General features: G+C 36.3%; 15 protein-coding genes. 8 read left to right on the forward strand and 7 right to left on the reverse strand.

All coding sequences use genetic code 11. From position 1 onward, the window contains the following. Positions 1–9: 9 nt before the first annotated feature. Genes CIG1485E_RS06315 through CIG1485E_RS06330 form a run of 4 tightly spaced genes read left to right on the forward strand, consistent with a single transcriptional unit; the run spans position 10 to position 2910 of the window. Complete coding sequence (locus CIG1485E_RS06315) at positions 10–735, forward strand: basic amino acid ABC transporter substrate-binding protein (protein ID WP_038454709.1); 726 nt, start codon at positions 10–12, stop codon at positions 733–735. A gap of 27 nt (positions 736–762) precedes the next feature. Next, positions 763–1488, forward strand: coding sequence for a transporter substrate-binding domain-containing protein (locus tag CIG1485E_RS06320; protein WP_038454711.1), 726 nt, complete (start codon positions 763–765; stop codon positions 1486–1488). 36 nt (positions 1489–1524) lie between these two features. Next, the gene (gene thiE / locus CIG1485E_RS06325) at positions 1525–2133 is read left to right on the forward strand and encodes a thiamine phosphate synthase (RefSeq protein ID WP_038454712.1); all 609 of its coding nucleotides are present in this window, start codon (positions 1525–1527) and stop codon (positions 2131–2133) included. Continuing rightward, complete coding sequence (locus CIG1485E_RS06330; RefSeq protein WP_038454714.1) at positions 2134–2910, forward strand: undecaprenyl-diphosphate phosphatase; 777 nt, start codon at positions 2134–2136, stop codon at positions 2908–2910. A gap of 2 nt (positions 2911–2912) precedes the next feature. On the opposite strand, the gene CIG1485E_RS06335 is transcribed toward CIG1485E_RS06330, so the two are convergent. Further along, positions 2913–4178 carry an aminotransferase class V-fold PLP-dependent enzyme gene (locus tag CIG1485E_RS06335; protein WP_038454716.1) on the reverse strand — a complete coding sequence of 422 codons (1266 nt, stop codon included), beginning with the start codon at positions 4176–4178 and terminating at the stop codon, positions 2913–2915. Between the two features lie 73 nt (positions 4179–4251). Between CIG1485E_RS06335 and CIG1485E_RS06340 the strand changes: the two genes are divergently transcribed. Both CIG1485E_RS06340 and CIG1485E_RS06345 read left to right on the forward strand, forming a co-directional pair. Continuing rightward, positions 4252–5082 carry a DUF234 domain-containing protein gene (locus CIG1485E_RS06340; protein WP_038454718.1) on the forward strand — a complete coding sequence of 277 codons (831 nt, stop codon included), beginning with the start codon at positions 4252–4254 and terminating at the stop codon, positions 5080–5082. Beyond that, positions 5079–6068, forward strand: a complete 990-nt coding sequence (locus CIG1485E_RS06345; protein ID WP_038454720.1) for a sensor histidine kinase — start codon at positions 5079–5081, stop codon at positions 6066–6068. The genes CIG1485E_RS06340 and CIG1485E_RS06345 overlap by 4 nt, the downstream gene beginning before the upstream one ends. Here the strand turns inward: CIG1485E_RS06345 and dnaE are convergent, their stop codons facing one another. From dnaE to CIG1485E_RS06360, 3 genes are all read right to left on the reverse strand, one after another. Continuing rightward, positions 6069–10079: a DNA polymerase III subunit alpha gene (dnaE, locus tag CIG1485E_RS06350; RefSeq protein WP_038454722.1), complete on the reverse strand. Its 4011-nt coding sequence runs from the start codon at positions 10077–10079 to the stop codon at positions 6069–6071. 89 nt (positions 10080–10168) lie between these two features. Further along, positions 10169–10414 carry an RNA recognition motif domain-containing protein gene (locus tag CIG1485E_RS06355; protein WP_038455672.1) on the reverse strand — a complete coding sequence of 82 codons (246 nt, stop codon included), beginning with the start codon at positions 10412–10414 and terminating at the stop codon, positions 10169–10171. Between the two features lie 135 nt (positions 10415–10549). Next, positions 10550–11098: a DJ-1 family glyoxalase III gene (locus CIG1485E_RS06360; protein ID WP_038454724.1), complete on the reverse strand. Its 549-nt coding sequence runs from the start codon at positions 11096–11098 to the stop codon at positions 10550–10552. Between the two features lie 92 nt (positions 11099–11190). Between CIG1485E_RS06360 and CIG1485E_RS06365 the strand changes: the two genes are divergently transcribed. Continuing rightward, on the forward strand, positions 11191–11433 hold the full coding sequence (locus CIG1485E_RS06365) for an Rdx family protein (protein WP_038454726.1): 243 nt from the start codon (positions 11191–11193) through the stop codon (positions 11431–11433). 129 nt (positions 11434–11562) lie between these two features. Then, complete coding sequence (locus tag CIG1485E_RS09655; RefSeq protein ID WP_255349555.1) at positions 11563–11802, forward strand: SelT/SelW/SelH family (seleno)protein; 240 nt, start codon at positions 11563–11565, stop codon at positions 11800–11802. A gap of 24 nt (positions 11803–11826) precedes the next feature. On the opposite strand, the gene efp is transcribed toward CIG1485E_RS09655, so the two are convergent. Genes efp through CIG1485E_RS06380 form a run of 3 tightly spaced genes read right to left on the reverse strand, consistent with a single transcriptional unit; the run spans position 11827 to position 14429 of the window. After that, on the reverse strand, positions 11827–12396 hold the full coding sequence (gene efp, locus CIG1485E_RS06370; RefSeq protein WP_038454728.1) for an elongation factor P: 570 nt from the start codon (positions 12394–12396) through the stop codon (positions 11827–11829). 14 nt (positions 12397–12410) lie between these two features. After that, on the reverse strand, positions 12411–13988 hold the full coding sequence (gene serA / locus CIG1485E_RS06375; RefSeq protein WP_038454730.1) for a phosphoglycerate dehydrogenase: 1578 nt from the start codon (positions 13986–13988) through the stop codon (positions 12411–12413). Between the two features lie 3 nt (positions 13989–13991). Next, positions 13992–14429: a hypothetical protein gene (locus tag CIG1485E_RS06380; protein ID WP_235183842.1), complete on the reverse strand. Its 438-nt coding sequence runs from the start codon at positions 14427–14429 to the stop codon at positions 13992–13994. Positions 14430–14454 lie beyond the last annotated feature (25 nt).

Here is a 14454-nt window from a genome sequence, read left to right on the forward strand (position 1 = left end):
GGAAGTAAAATGAGTAAATTTTTTCAATTTGTAGTTGCGGCTTTTGCGATGCTTAGCTTGTCAAACGCTGCTGATCTAAGAGTAGGAACAAACGCAGCCTATCCTCCATTTGAGTTTATAAATGACCAAAATAAAATAGCTGGATTTGATATAGACCTTGTTGATGCGCTGTCTAAAAAAATCGGCTTTACTTATGAGATAGTAAATATGAGCTTTGATGGACTAATACCAGCTTTGAAAGCTGGAAAAATCGATGCTATAGCTGCTGCTATGAGTGCTACTCCAGATAGAGTAAAAGCAGTTGATTTCACAAAAGCATATTACATCACTGAAAATCTTTTTATCAAAAAAGCAGGCGATAATGCCATAAACTCAAAAGCTGATTTAAACGGCAAAAAAATCGCCGTGCAACTCGGTACAGTTCAAGAGATCGCAGCTCGTGAATTAAAAGGTGCAAAAGTCATGGCAAATGAAGATATATTTGCAGCTATTATGGCTCTTAAAAATAGCAAGGTTAGCGCTGTTTTGGTTGATAGCTCTATTGGATATGGATATTTGAAGAAAAATCCAGATTTAGCTGAGTTTTTAAAAGAACCAGATGGCAGCGAGGGATTTTCTTTAGCGTTTGATAAAAACAAAAAAACCGACTTGATAGCAAAAATAAATGCCGCTGTTGATGAGCTAAAACAAGATGGCGCTTATGACAAATTGCTTGAAAAATACGACCTTAAATAATAAATTTAACACGCAAAAAGGATGGAAATGAAAAAATTTCTAAAGCTTGTTTTAGCTGCTGTTTTGGCAGTTAGCTGCTTAAATGCAAAAGAGATAGTATTTGGCACAGACGCTGAGTATCCACCATTTGGATATATGAACGAACAAAATCAAATTTCAGGATTTGACATAGACCTAGTAGATGCTATTTCAAAAAAAGTTGGTTTTGAGTATAAATTTATCAAAGTCGGATTTGACGCTTTGATACCAGCGCTAAAAGCTGGCAAAATAGACGCGATAGCTGCTAGCATGAGTGCCACTGATGAAAGAAGAAAGTCAGTTGATTTTACTGATCCATATATTTTCACTAAAAATTTGTACCTAAAAATGGCTACAAACAAAGATATAACAAGCAAAGATCAGCTTAAAACCAAAAGAATCGGCGCAATGCTTGGCACAGTTCAAGAAAGCGTGGCAAACTCTATAAAAGGTGCTAAAGTTATGCCAACTGAAGGAATTGCAGGAAGTATAATGAATCTAAAAGCTGGCAAGGTAGATGTCGTCATCGTCGATAGCTCTGTAGGATATGGATATCTTAAAAAGAACAAAGACATCATAAACTGGCTTGAAGAAAGCGACGGAAGCGACGGATTTGCTATGGCTTTTGACAAAGACAAACAAACCGAGCTTTTGGCTAAATTTAACCAAGCATTAAAAGATATCAAACAAGACGGCACATACGACAAACTTCTTGAAAAATACGATCTCAAATAACATAAGCCCCAAATTTGGGGCTTTTAAGAAAGCCAAATGAATCAACTCTACATCTTAACAGACTCCAATTTCACCCCACCAAGTGAACTAAAAAACGCCGTCCAAGAGATACTAAACTCAGGTATAAAGCTAATCCAATACCGCAATAAATCCCAAAATCACGATATAAACTTACTAAAATGGGTAGTAAGCTTATGCGATGAATTTGGTGCAAAACTCATTATAAATGACGATCCGATTTTAGCCGTGAACTGCGGAGCACATGGCGTTCATGTAGGCAAAGAAGATGGTGGCGTCCTTAGAGCTAGAGAGATTTTAGGCGATAAGGCGATTATCGGAGCTAGCTGTTATAATGATATAAACTTAGCCATAAAAGCACAAAATGACGGCGCAAGTTACGTTGCCTTTGGAGCGATGTTTACTAGTCAAACCAAGCCAAATGCCAAACTTTGCGACCACGAAATAGTAAAAAAAGCAAAAGAGATTTTGAGTATTCCAGTTTGCGTGATTGGTGGGATAAATAGCTCAAATTTACAAAGCGTTTGTGCTTTAAAGCCTGATTATATCGCTATAATTAGCGCTGCATACAAGCCAAACTCAATCACACAAAATATAGTAAATTTACAAAATATCATAAGGAAATAAATGGATTTTTTTAGTGCAATTATTCTTGGCATAGTTGAGGGCTTGACAGAGTTTTTGCCAGTTAGCTCAACTGGACACATGATACTAGTCGCTGATCTTTTGGGGCTTGAACAAAATAACGTCCTAAAATGCTTTGAAGTAGTCATTCAGCTTGGAAGTATTTTGGCTGTCGTGTTTATGTTTTTTGATAGGCTTAAAGAGGACTTTTTGCTATGGATAAAGCTACTCATCGGCTTTGTTCCCACTGCTATCATCGGACTGCTTTTATACAAGCACATAAAAGCGCTTTTTGAGCCGACAACAGTGGCTTACGCACTCATAATCGGCGGTATAGTTTTCATAATCGTTGAGCTTTGGCATAAAAAAATAAACTACGATGGCGACACCAAAACGCTGCATGAAGTCAGCTTTAAACAAGCCTTTATCATTGGACTTTCGCAATGCCTTGCTATGATTCCTGGCACTTCGAGAAGCGGATCGACTATCATAACTGGGCTTTTATGCGGGCTAAGTCGTGAAGTGGCAGCAAGATTTAGCTTTTTGCTCGCCATTCCTACTATGTTTGCAGCCACCACTTATGATACGTACAAAAACAGGGAAATTTTCGCTCAAAATTTAGACGCTTTGTGGATGTTTTTAGTCGGTGGGGTGGTTGCTTTTGTGGTTGCTTTTGTGGTTATAAAATTATTTTTAAAGTTTGTATCCAAATTTAGTTATATTAGCTTTGGAATTTATAGAATAATCCTTGGGGCGATCTTTTTGATTTGGGTTTTATAGCCCTATTTTACGACCTCTTTTATAGAGTTTATAAGATAATCAATATCATCTTTGGTATGGGTGTAGTGCAAGCTCACTCTTACCCAGCCTGGCTTTTTATCTAGCAAAGCATCATCGACTAATCCCAAAAGCTCATGCCCATAAGGTCCAGCGCAAGCACATCCAGCACGCGATTGGATACCAAATTTAGTGCTTAGTTCATTTGCCACGTCATAAGGAGATTTATCTTTGATATTAAAAGCAAAAATTGGTAATCTTGCTTGATTATTAGGACAATAACAAATTAAATTTGGTATAGTTTTTAACCCTTCCCTAAAGTACTCAAGATTTTCTTGCTCTATCTTTTCTATCAGCTCAAGACCTATATCGTTTCTTAATTTAAAAGCCAAATACGCCCTTATAAGCTCAGTTATTCCAGGCGTTCCAGCATCTTCAAGTTGCTCTTTATTTTCTATAAATTTAGCACTTTTTCTACTTACGTAGCTCACAGTGCCACCACCTGCAAATGTCGGCTCATCGCTAGTGCAAAGCTCTTTTTTGATGACCAAAATCCCGCTTCCACCAACTCCTCCAAGAAGCTTGTGACTAGAGATGAACAAAGCATCATAAAGCTCGCAAGGCACATTTGCGTACGCAGCATAGCTAGATGCATCAAGGGCGATTATGCCGTTATATTTTTTGATGATTTTATGCAAATTTACGATATCTGTTTTGATACCAGTTACGTTTGAAGCCACGCTAAAGCTAGCTATGATTTTTCTGTTTTTATTGAGCTTCAAAGTCTTATCAAGCTCGCCCCAGTGCAAGCCGCCATCTCTAGCAAGTGGCACTCTATAAGTCTCGCACAGTCCTTGGCGAAAACTAACTTCATTGCTATGATGCTCATAAGGTCCTACTATCACGAGTGGAAGTTTGCTTTTGTCTAAATTTGCTAGAGAGTCTTTTAACACATCTCTTGTCGTAGGAGGGAGATAAATCCCCATAATTTCTTGAAATTTTTTGATAGCCCAAGTACTGCCAAAACCACAAGGCATAAGATAAAAATCATCACTCACACCAAGCAGTTTTTTAAGCCCACTTCTGGCATTTTCATAGTAGCTTGTTGTGATTTTCGCACAGTCACTGCACTCGCTATGAGTGTTTGCATAAGTATGCAAGACTCGTTTTAACTCATCTTCGATTGGAGCATATCCAAGCCCTGAAGCAGTCCAATCAAAATAGTAAAATCCGTCTTTAAAAATAATATTTTTTCTTACTTTATCTAACAATTTTCTCGCCTAAAAATTTATGCGAAATTATACAATACTTATGTTAAAATAACGTAAAGGAGCGTGAGTTAAAATGCAAGATTTGGACGCTAAGGAGCATTTGGAATATTATTTTGTTTTCGGAAATAGTCCTATAAATACAAAATATCCAAGCATATTTGAGGCCATAAATTGTGAAATATTGCAAAATTATAAAGAATTTCAAAGCAAATTTAAACTCCAAATTTGCCCAAAAGAGAGCGTAAAACTCCTTACAAAACTTGCCAAAAGTGACCGCAAACGCTTCAATCTCACAAAAAATATCCCAAGAAAACTAGCCACACAAATCCTAAATGAACTCATTGGCTCTGGTCTAATCCAAATCGAAAAATCAAAAGAGCCAAAACCGTTTAAATCCAAACATCAAAAGCTAAAAAAGGAGCTTCGTCACTACCAAATCCAAGACAAAATCCACTTCAAGGACAATCTTGCAAGATTTTGGTTTCGCTTTTGTCAGCCAAATTTAGAGCTTTTAGAAGCTGGCAAATTTGATGAAGTTCTAAGCCTAATCAAATCAGAGTTTGAAATGTACTGCTCGCTTCCTTTTGAGCTAGCCTCCATTAGACTTTTAGCCCACCATTTAAATATACCAAAAAACGCATTTACAAGCTACTGGACGAAAGATGATGAGATCGATATATTTAGCTCAATTGATGATTTTATAGTGGTTGGAGAGGTCAAATACAAAGATAGAAAAATCTGTAAAAACGTCTTAAATTTACTCAAATTTAAGTGCGAAAAAATAGGAATTAAGCCAAATTTAATAGCACTTTTTTCAAAATCAGGCTTTAGCAATGAGCTTTTAAATTTAAAAGATGATACAATACTTCTTTTTGATATTGACGATTTTAAGGATATTTTATGAATGATTTACAAGATACAAAACACATTACCGACGGGCTTGCAAACCTCATTGAGCAAACTTATCAAATAGAAAAAGAGTATAAATCCTTAAATGAATCTTATGCAAATTTGCAAAAATTTATCAAAGATATAGTAGAAAGCCTTGGGGCTGCTCTTTGGGTTATGGATAAAAACGGCAAAATCGTGCTAAAAAACGCAAAAGCAGACGCTCTTTTGGGGCTTATAAATCTTATAGATCTAAAAAAACAAAATTGCGAGGTGCAGTTTAAGGAGATGTATTTTGCTATCAAAATCACACAAAATGGCGACAATAAAATCATTCTAGCAACCGATATAAGCGATGAAAAAAGAAGTGCAAGGCTCGTTTCTATGGGTGCAGTCGCAGCTCATCTAAGCCACGAAATAAGAAATCCAATAGGCTCAATCGCTCTGCTTACAAGCTCACTTCTCAAACGCAGCGAACCCAAAAATATCCCGCTAATTAAAGAGATGCAAAAGGCAATTTTTAGGGTCGAGCGGATTATCAAAGCGACGCTTTTATTCACAAAAGGTGTCGTGATAAATAGGCAAATCGTCCAGCTTAAAACGCTGGAGCAAAACTGCAAAAACGCCATTAAACAATACGCTTTTAGCAAGGAAATTGAGTTTAAATTTGACGGATTTGATGGGCAAATGGAGGGCGATTTAGATCTTCTTGATATGGTTTTTAGCAACTTTATATTTAACGCAATTGATGCTATAGAAGAAGACGATAATGAAACTGGCACTGTGAGTTTGGAGCATAAATTTGATGAAAAAATGCATAATTTTTATATCAAGGATTCTGGTGTAAAGATAGATAAAAGCGTTGTTTTTGAGCCGTTTAAAACGACAAAACTCAAAGGCAACGGTCTTGGGCTGGCGCTTTGTATCGAAATAGTAAGGGCTCACAAAGGGAGCATAGCTCTCCAAAATGAGCCAAAAGTTTTTACGATCAGCTTGCCTTAATCACGAGCAAAAACTTTGATCTAGCTCAAACAAAGCATCTACTTTTTTAGCAAAATCATCGCTAACTATAAAATCAGTCGCAAAGATCATGACTTCGCTTTGGTGGTCATTTGTCACTCTTAAAACAAGCCTTTTATCACCATTTCTTTGGTGGGCTTGATGAGCCATTGTGTAGATCTCTGTAATTTTTGATTTATCTAAATTTGAGAGATCCAAGCTGAGTTCTAGTTTGCCTGCTATTGCTTTTATCTCTTGAGTTTCACTGCTTGTTTTGCTAAACTCAGGATTGTATTTTCTTCTTGCACTTTTTAAAGTGAAGTTACCATTTTTTGCATCTTCAAGACTTAAAACTTGATTTATGATAGGCTTAGAGTTTGCATCTTTGCTTGGAGCGACTTTAAAAGCGTATAGATTTTCTAGCTCATTATCGCTTAAATTTGATACAAATTTACTATTTGCATCAAAGGCGATCACCTCAGCATTTCCGCTTTTATCTACTAAATTTAAAATCGACATATCCATACCGCTTTTTGTGGTTCTTGTATTTATCTGATTTATCTTAGCAATGATGATTATTTCACCGTTTTTGCTGCTTGCAAGATCAGTGATAGCGCTGTGATTTATGGCTTCAAGATACTCTTTAAATTTAGTCAAAATATCTTCATCAAGCTTGCTAGATTTGAGCGTGAAATTTCCTTTTTTTGCATCTTCAAGGCTTATAATTTCATTGATTTTAAGCTTGATTTGCTGACCGTCTGTATTTAGAGTGACTTTAAAAGCGTGAGGTTCATCAAGCTCATTTTGACTCATATTTTCAATTTTTCTAAACTCATCAAATGCTGTTGCTTCCATACTTCCATGAATATCAAGTATGGTTATTATCGCCATTTTTTTACCACTTTTTGTGATTTTGACATTTGTATCTTCTATCTTTCCTACTATGAGGATTTCGCTTCCATCTTCGACACTCTCAAACTCACTAGAAACAGTATATTTGATACTTGCAATATCATCTTTATACTCATCAAGCGGGTGACCTGAGACGTATATTCCAAGTATTTCTTGCTCGAATTTAAGTATCTCTTTACTATCAAACTCATCTTTTACAATGCTTAAATTCACATCAATATCACTCATGCTTTCATCATCACTAAATAGCGAATTTGTCACATTTTTGCGTATATCGGCTGCTCTTTTTGAAGTATCTACTATGTTGTCTAAATTTACAATCAACATCTTTCTAGTATTGCCAAAATCATCAAAAGCACCTGCTTTTATGAGAGATTCATAAACACGTCTATTAACAGTGCTGCCATCGGTTCTTGAGATAAAATCACTCAAGCTATCAAATTTTTTCTCATTTCTGGCATTAATTATATTTTCCACAGCGCCTACGCCTACGCCTTTTATCGCTGCCATTCCATAGATAATGGCATCTTTGCCATCTTTTTGGATTACGCTAAACTCACGCATTGAGTGGTTGACATTTGGCGGAAGCAAGTCGATGTCTAGTCTTTTTATCTCATCAATGTATTTGACGACCTTATCGACGTTGTTTTCTTCGCTTGTAAGTAAAGCTGCCATAAACTCAGCTGGATAATAAGTCTTTAAATAAGCGGTTTGAAACGTGATAAGAGCGTAAGCTGCGGAGTGAGATTTGTTAAATCCATACTCGGCGAATTTCATAATCAACTCAAAAAGCGCGTCGGCTTTTTTCTCATCAAAGCCACCTTTTTTCGCACCTTCAAGATACTGAGCTTTTAGGCGGAGCATTTCATCTTCTTTTTTCTTACTCATCGCTCTTCGTACCAAATCGGCTCCACCAAGACTAAATCCACCCACAGTTTGAACGACTTGCATGACTTGCTCTTGATAGACGATGACGCCATAAGTCGGCTCAAGTATCGGCTTTAACGCCTCGAATGCAAATTCAATATTTTTTCTACCATGTTTTATATCGATAAAATCATCTACCATACCTGAATTTAATGGTCCTGGACGGTACAAAGCTATCATCGCAATGACATCCTCAAAGCAGTCAGGGCGAAGCTTAGCAGCAAGAGTTTGCATGCCACCTGATTCTATTTGAAATATTCCAAGAGTATTTCCGCTTTGGATAGTTTCGTATGTTTTTGGGTCGTTGAAATCCACCTTTTCCCATAAAATATCCACACCAAAACGCTCTTTTATCAGCTTTTTAGCATTGTCTATTACGGTTAATGTTTTTAACCCCAAGAAGTCAAATTTGATCAAATCAACATCTTCAAGGTAGTCCTTGGTGTACTGGGTGACATAGTGACCCTCTTCAGCATTTGTCTGCCTCCAAAGTGGAGCTTTTTTCCATAGCTCTTCATTGCTGATGACGATTCCTGCTGCATGCATACCTGGGTTTCTATTTAGCCCCTCAAGTTCGCAAGAATACTCCCAAACTTGCTTTGCAAGTTCGTTTGAATTGATAAGCTCGCCGATTTTTGGCTCTTTTTCAAAGGCGCCATCTTCCATTTCGCCTTTTTTGTTTTTGTGGGCTTTGAGCGTGATTCCAAGCTCATCTGGAATGAGCTTTGCCATCGCGTCAGCTTCAGAGTAAGGCATGCCCATCACTCTAGCCACGTCTCTTATAACACCTTTTGCAAGAAGTTTACCAAAAGTTGCTACTTGGGCGACGTTGTATTCGCCGTATTTTTCGATGACATAGTCGATGACCTCACCGCGGCGATTTTGACAAAAATCCACGTCAATATCTGGCATACTTATACGCTCAGGGTTCAAAAACCGCTCAAAAAGCAAGTTATACGGCAATGGATCAAGGTCGGTAATACGAAGAGCGTAAGCCACAAGACTGCCAGCAGCACTTCCCCGTCCAGGGCCAACTGGGATTCCTTTTGATTTAGCTTCATTGATGAAATCAGCCACGATCAGCATATATCCTGGAAATTTCATATTATTTATGGTATTTATCTCACGCTCCAAACGCTCTTTGTAAATTTGATGCTTTTCTTGCGGGATAAACTCAAGCCTTGCCTCTAAACCCTTTTTGCACTCATACTCAAACAAATAACTATCGTTTTCTAAGTCATATTCAAGCTCAGGATGAGGAAGAGTGATGTTTCTGGCTTTTGCGTATTCTTTGGTAAATTTGAAGTTTGGCGGGGTCGCATCGCCAAGTTTTATTTCTAAATTACATTTTTCTACAATCTCTTGAGTATTGGCTAAAATCTCAGGCATATCAGCGAAAATCTCTTCCATCTCTTCTGGAGATTTTGTATAAAATTGGCTCAAAACCTGACCTCTGACATTTTCATCAAAGTTTTTGTTGGCTGAGATATAGACAAATATTTTTTGAGGGACGGCACTATCTTTTGTAGTGTAGTGAGCGTCGTTTGTGGCTATGAGCTTTATGCCAGTTTCTTTTGAAAGACGCACAATATCATCATCTATTCTTTCTTGATCGCCTATGCCATGACGCATAATCTCAAGATAAAAATCATCGCCAAAAATCTCTTTATACTCAAGAGCGACCTTTTTAGCCATTTCATAGCCACCAGCCCCTCTTTTAAGATTTCTTTCACTTAAATTTAGATGGAAATTTACCTCACCAGCAAGGCAAGCAGAGCTACACACTAGCCCTTCGCTGTGTTCTTTTAGGATTTTTTTGTTTATTCTTGGATAGTAATAATATCCTTTTATGTAAGCCATAGAGCTAAGATACATCAAATTTTGATATCCTATCTCGTTTTTAGCAAATAGACAAAGGTGGAATCTCTGTCTGCTCTCTTTGTTGCTTAAATCTTCGTGATTGTGTATGTAAGCTTCCATGCCAATGATTGGCTTTATGCCTTCATTTTTCATGGTTTTATAAAAATCAATAGCACCATACATATTGCCATGATCTGTTATAGCGCATGACTTTATGCCCATTTCTTTAAGCCTTTTGGCTAGGACTTTTATCTTGTTGGCGCCGTCTAATAGGGAGTATTCTGTGTGTAAATGTAAATGTGTGAAATCGCTCATTTTAGTTCCTTATATGATAGATTTTATCATATAAGTACTAAAATGAAGCTTACTTATTTTATAAGTAAAGTTGTATTAATTTGTATTGATTAGTCTCTAGGTCTAGCTTCGTTTACTCTAAGTGCACGACCGCCAACCTCTTTACCGTTCATTCCATCAATAGCTTTTTTAGCTTCTGCATCACTGCTCATCTCAATAAATCCAAAACCTTTTGAACGGTTTGTCTCTTTATCTTTTACAATTTTCGCGCGTGTAACTTCACCAAACTCACTGAAAGCTTCTCTAAGCTCTGCCTCTGTCATACGATATGATAGATTACCTACATATATGTTAATCAACACTAATCCTTAGTTTTTATTCCGTAAATAAATCGGTTATAGATATGATACCCAAATTAAAAATAAAAAGCTATAGAAAAAGCATATTTTTTAAAATATTTTTGAAATTTTGTAAAAAATGGTTACACATTATTAAATTTGAAACAGTAACCCAGATTTTACTTCGCTATATACAACTTCTCCAGCCAAATCTCTTAATATTTCTAGAGCAAACTCCATTGCTGTGGCTGGACCTTTTGAAGTTATAATATTTTCATCTCTTAAAACATTTTGATTTGGATTATAGCCAGCTTTTGCCACAGTCGCTTCAAATCCGGGATAGCAAGTATAAGCATTTTTAAGCACTCCAGCAGTGCCTAAAGCCCAAGGTGCTGCGCAGATTGCGCCAAGTTTTTTGCCGCTTTTATCAAATTCTTGCAAGACTTTTTGTAACTTCACACTTTTTGCTAAGTATTCAGCACCAGGCAAACCACCAGGCAAGACTATCATATTAAACTCGCTGAAATTTACATCATCAAATTTAATATCAGCTTGGACTTTTACTTGATGAGCTCCTGCGACATCCAGCTCCTCAAGAGCCACAGCGACAGCATTTACCCCGCCACGTCTAAGAATATCCAAAATACTCATCGCCTCCATTTCTTCAAAGCCATTAGCTAATATCACTGCTACATTTTTCATAATATCTCCTTTTGATTTTACATTGTATCAAATATCACTTACAAATTTTACAATTTCTTATATCATAACAAATATTTTTAAAAGGATTAACAATGAACGTAAAAATTACATATTGTAGCTCTTGCTCGCAAATCACAGCAGAGTCTGTAAAAGTCGAAAACGAATTGAAAAAAAGTTTTCCAGATGCAAACATCACTAGAGTTCCTGGCGAAAAAGGCAATTTCACAGTAGAGGCTGATGGCAAAAAAGTCTATGATTATAATGGCTTTACAAGACCTAGATTTCCTGAAGTTGGAGAAGTTGGTGCAAGCATTATAAAAGAATTTGATCTATAACGATTTGTTGATTAAATTTAAAAGCTATAAGATATAAATTGAGATAAACTATCTTGATTTATATCTTGACATGATTAAATTTACTCAAATTATGGTAATATTCAAATTTATTAAATGAAAGGATAGAGTATGCAAGTAAAGATTTTTTATTGCAATTCTTGAAACTTTCGCCCACAAGCTTCTAGGTTAGAAGATGAACTACTCACAAATTTTTCGGGGATAGAAGTTTCTAAAGAAATAGGTAAAAGAGGTGACTTTGTAGTCGAAGTAGATGGAAAAGTGGTTTTCAATAATCAAGATTTTCCAAGACCTAGATTTCCTGAAGTCGGAGAAGTAAGTCAAAACATAAAAAGAGAATTTGGTCTCTAAAATAGGAGCCAAAAGGCTCCTTAATTATTTATTTGCTCTTTCGATATATTCACCACGAACCGTATCCACACGGATCACTTCGCCTTCAAGTATATGAAATGGTATTTGAACAACAGCACCGCTTTCTAATGTAGCTGGTTTTTTATTGCTACCTTGAGTATCACCTCTGAAGTTTGGAGCAGTTTCTACGATTTTAAGCTCTACTACTTGTGGAACCTCAACGCCGATAGCATTGCCATTGTGAAACAATATCTCAACCATCATTCCGTCTATCATCCACTTTTTAGCCTCGCCAACATCTTCATCGCTTATAGCTACTTGCTCATAACTCTCAACATCCATAAATTGGCAAAACTCACCATCATCATAAAGATATTGCATCTCTTTTTCTACCAAATTTGGAGATTCGCATTTATCTCCAGCGTGGAATGTTTTTTCTAAAACTTTACCATTTACAAATGATTTTAATTTTACACGCACAAATGCTGCGCCCTTGCCTGGTTTGACGTGTTGATATTCAACGATTTTATATGGAACACCATCTAGTTCTATTTTTAGACCTTTTTTTAAATCACCCATTGAATATGAAGCCATAAATTCTCCTTAAATTATAATACTGCGTATTCTGCCCAAACGCAAGTTTCTAGTGCGTTTAGTTTTGCTAGAATGTCTTTTTTAATATCTTGATCGACCAAAATAACCGCTAGTGCAAATCCATTATCATCACGACCCAAACGGAAGTCTGCGATATTGATTTTTTCTTCAGCCAAAATAGAGCTGATAGAGCTGATAACTCCAGGAACGTCAGTATTTTTAAATACTATCATTCTGCCTTTTGGTTTGAAATCAGTCTTAAAGCCGTTTATATTTACTATTCTTTGCTCTGTCTCGCCAAATACAGTTCCACCGATAGTCACAACGTCTTTATCGGTAAGTACTTTTACAGTAAGCTTGTTTTTATATCCACTTTCTGGAACTACACTAAATGATATGTCTATGCCTTTTTCTTCAGCTTTAAATTTAGCATTTACATAGTTTATACTATCGCCCAAAGTCTCTTTCAATGCTCCAACAATTGCAAAAGTTAGCATTGATTTTGCATAGTCACCGACACTACCCTCAGCTTCGATTTTAATGGCTCTAATAGGTCTTTTATTTAGTTGTGCTGCAAAGTAGCCCATTTTCGATATAAGCTCAACATAAGGTGCAACAAATGGAGGTAAATCTTCTGTTTTGATAGGTAAATTCAGAGCATTTGGATAGCAAATCCCTCTAGCTGCACTTATTGCTTGCTCAGCTGCTGCTATAGCGATATTTTTTTGAGATTCATAAGTATTTGCACCAAGATGTGGAGTAGCACTTACATTTTCAAGATCTAGTAAAGGATGTGTATTGCCTGGCTCTTTTACAAAAACATCTATACCAGCGTAAGCTATTTTGCCACTTTTTAGTGCCTTTAGAAGTGAATCTTCATTGTATAAACCACCTCTAGCGCAGTTGATCAGGCGAACACCATCTTTCATCTTAGCTATTTCTTCATCGCCTATCATATTGACTGTTTCTTTGTTTTTTGGTGTGTGAATTGTTATAAAATCGCAAGCCAAAATATCATCAAAGTTTCTAGTATAAGTAGCGCCCATATCAGTGGCTTTTGCAGGGTCGATATATGGGTCATAAGCTATCACTTTCATACCAAAAGCAAGACTTCTAAAAGATACTCTTGAGCCTATATTTCCAAATCCAATAACGCCCAAAGTTTTGCCATAAAGCTCATTTCCATACCATTTTTCGCGTTTCCAAGTTTTATTGATTTGCAAGTCATTTACTGAATTTACATATTTTCTAGCACTATTTAGTAAGTGACACATAGTCATCTCAACTGCTGCTATAGTGTTTGCTGTAGGAACGTTCATAACGATTATTCCTTTTTTAGAGCAACCCTCTATATCGACATTATCTACACCAACCCCAGCTCTTACTAATGCTTTTAAATTTTTAGAAGCTGCTATAAATTTCTCATCACAATCAGTAGAACTTCTAGTGATAGCCACGTCAGCTTCTGGTAAAATTTTTAAAAGTTCATCTTTTGGAGTACTTACAGCATCGATTACTTTGATATCACTTTGTGCATTTAACAACTCAAAACCAACTGGATGTATGGCATCGCATACTATAACTGTTTTCATAATTCAATCTTCCTTTATTTTAGAATGAATGTTGTATTTTTTCAAATTTAAAACTATATTTTGCGCTCTTTTTTGATCTGCTGTATTAAGATAAATAAGACTATCAAGTCCTCTTTTGACTATTGTTGCATCTACGCCAAATTCTTTTGCAACCCTTGTTATGCAAAATACAGAATAAAAATCGCATCTATCAAGTATAATCTCAAAAGATCCTTTTGACTCTCCAAATTCAGAGTTATTATCCATTTTGATAAGCATCAAATTTGTAGGTAAAACATAATCTTTTTTTGCAAACATAGCGACTTTTTCAAACCAGGAATTAGTCTGCTTATAGGCATAACTCAAAACGCTACTATCGGTTTTAGTAGTGTAAATTTGTGGTGTGGAGACTTGAGCAAATCTCCACAAAAAAACCACAGTGCCTAAGATTAGTAGGGCCAAGAAACCTAGCACTAAAAAGAGGCTA

Source organism: Campylobacter iguaniorum, from assembly GCF_000736415.1.
Classification (GTDB): domain Bacteria; phylum Campylobacterota; class Campylobacteria; order Campylobacterales; family Campylobacteraceae; genus Campylobacter; species Campylobacter iguaniorum.

What these genes read in the sequence shown, in the direction of transcription:
- CIG1485E_RS06340 (WP_038454718.1), top strand. Translation starts at nt 4,252, where the DNA reads ATGCAAGATTTGGACGCTAAGGAGCATTTGGAATATTATTTTGTTTTC.
- dnaE (WP_038454722.1), bottom strand. Translation starts at nt 10,079, where the DNA reads ATGAGCGATTTCACACATTTACATTTACACACAGAATACTCCCTATTA.
- serA (WP_038454730.1), bottom strand. Translation starts at nt 13,988, where the DNA reads ATGAAAACAGTTATAGTATGCGATGCCATACATCCAGTTGGTTTTGAG.
- CIG1485E_RS06330 (WP_038454714.1), top strand. Translation starts at nt 2,134, where the DNA reads ATGGATTTTTTTAGTGCAATTATTCTTGGCATAGTTGAGGGCTTGACA.
- CIG1485E_RS06320 (WP_038454711.1), top strand. Translation starts at nt 763, where the DNA reads ATGAAAAAATTTCTAAAGCTTGTTTTAGCTGCTGTTTTGGCAGTTAGC.
- CIG1485E_RS06365 (WP_038454726.1), top strand. Translation starts at nt 11,191, where the DNA reads ATGAACGTAAAAATTACATATTGTAGCTCTTGCTCGCAAATCACAGCA.
- CIG1485E_RS06360 (WP_038454724.1), bottom strand. Translation starts at nt 11,098, where the DNA reads ATGAAAAATGTAGCAGTGATATTAGCTAATGGCTTTGAAGAAATGGAG.
- thiE (WP_038454712.1), top strand. Translation starts at nt 1,525, where the DNA reads ATGAATCAACTCTACATCTTAACAGACTCCAATTTCACCCCACCAAGT.
- CIG1485E_RS06315 (WP_038454709.1), top strand. Translation starts at nt 10, where the DNA reads ATGAGTAAATTTTTTCAATTTGTAGTTGCGGCTTTTGCGATGCTTAGC.
- CIG1485E_RS06345 (WP_038454720.1), top strand. Translation starts at nt 5,079, where the DNA reads ATGAATGATTTACAAGATACAAAACACATTACCGACGGGCTTGCAAAC.
- efp (WP_038454728.1), bottom strand. Translation starts at nt 12,396, where the DNA reads ATGGCTTCATATTCAATGGGTGATTTAAAAAAAGGTCTAAAAATAGAA.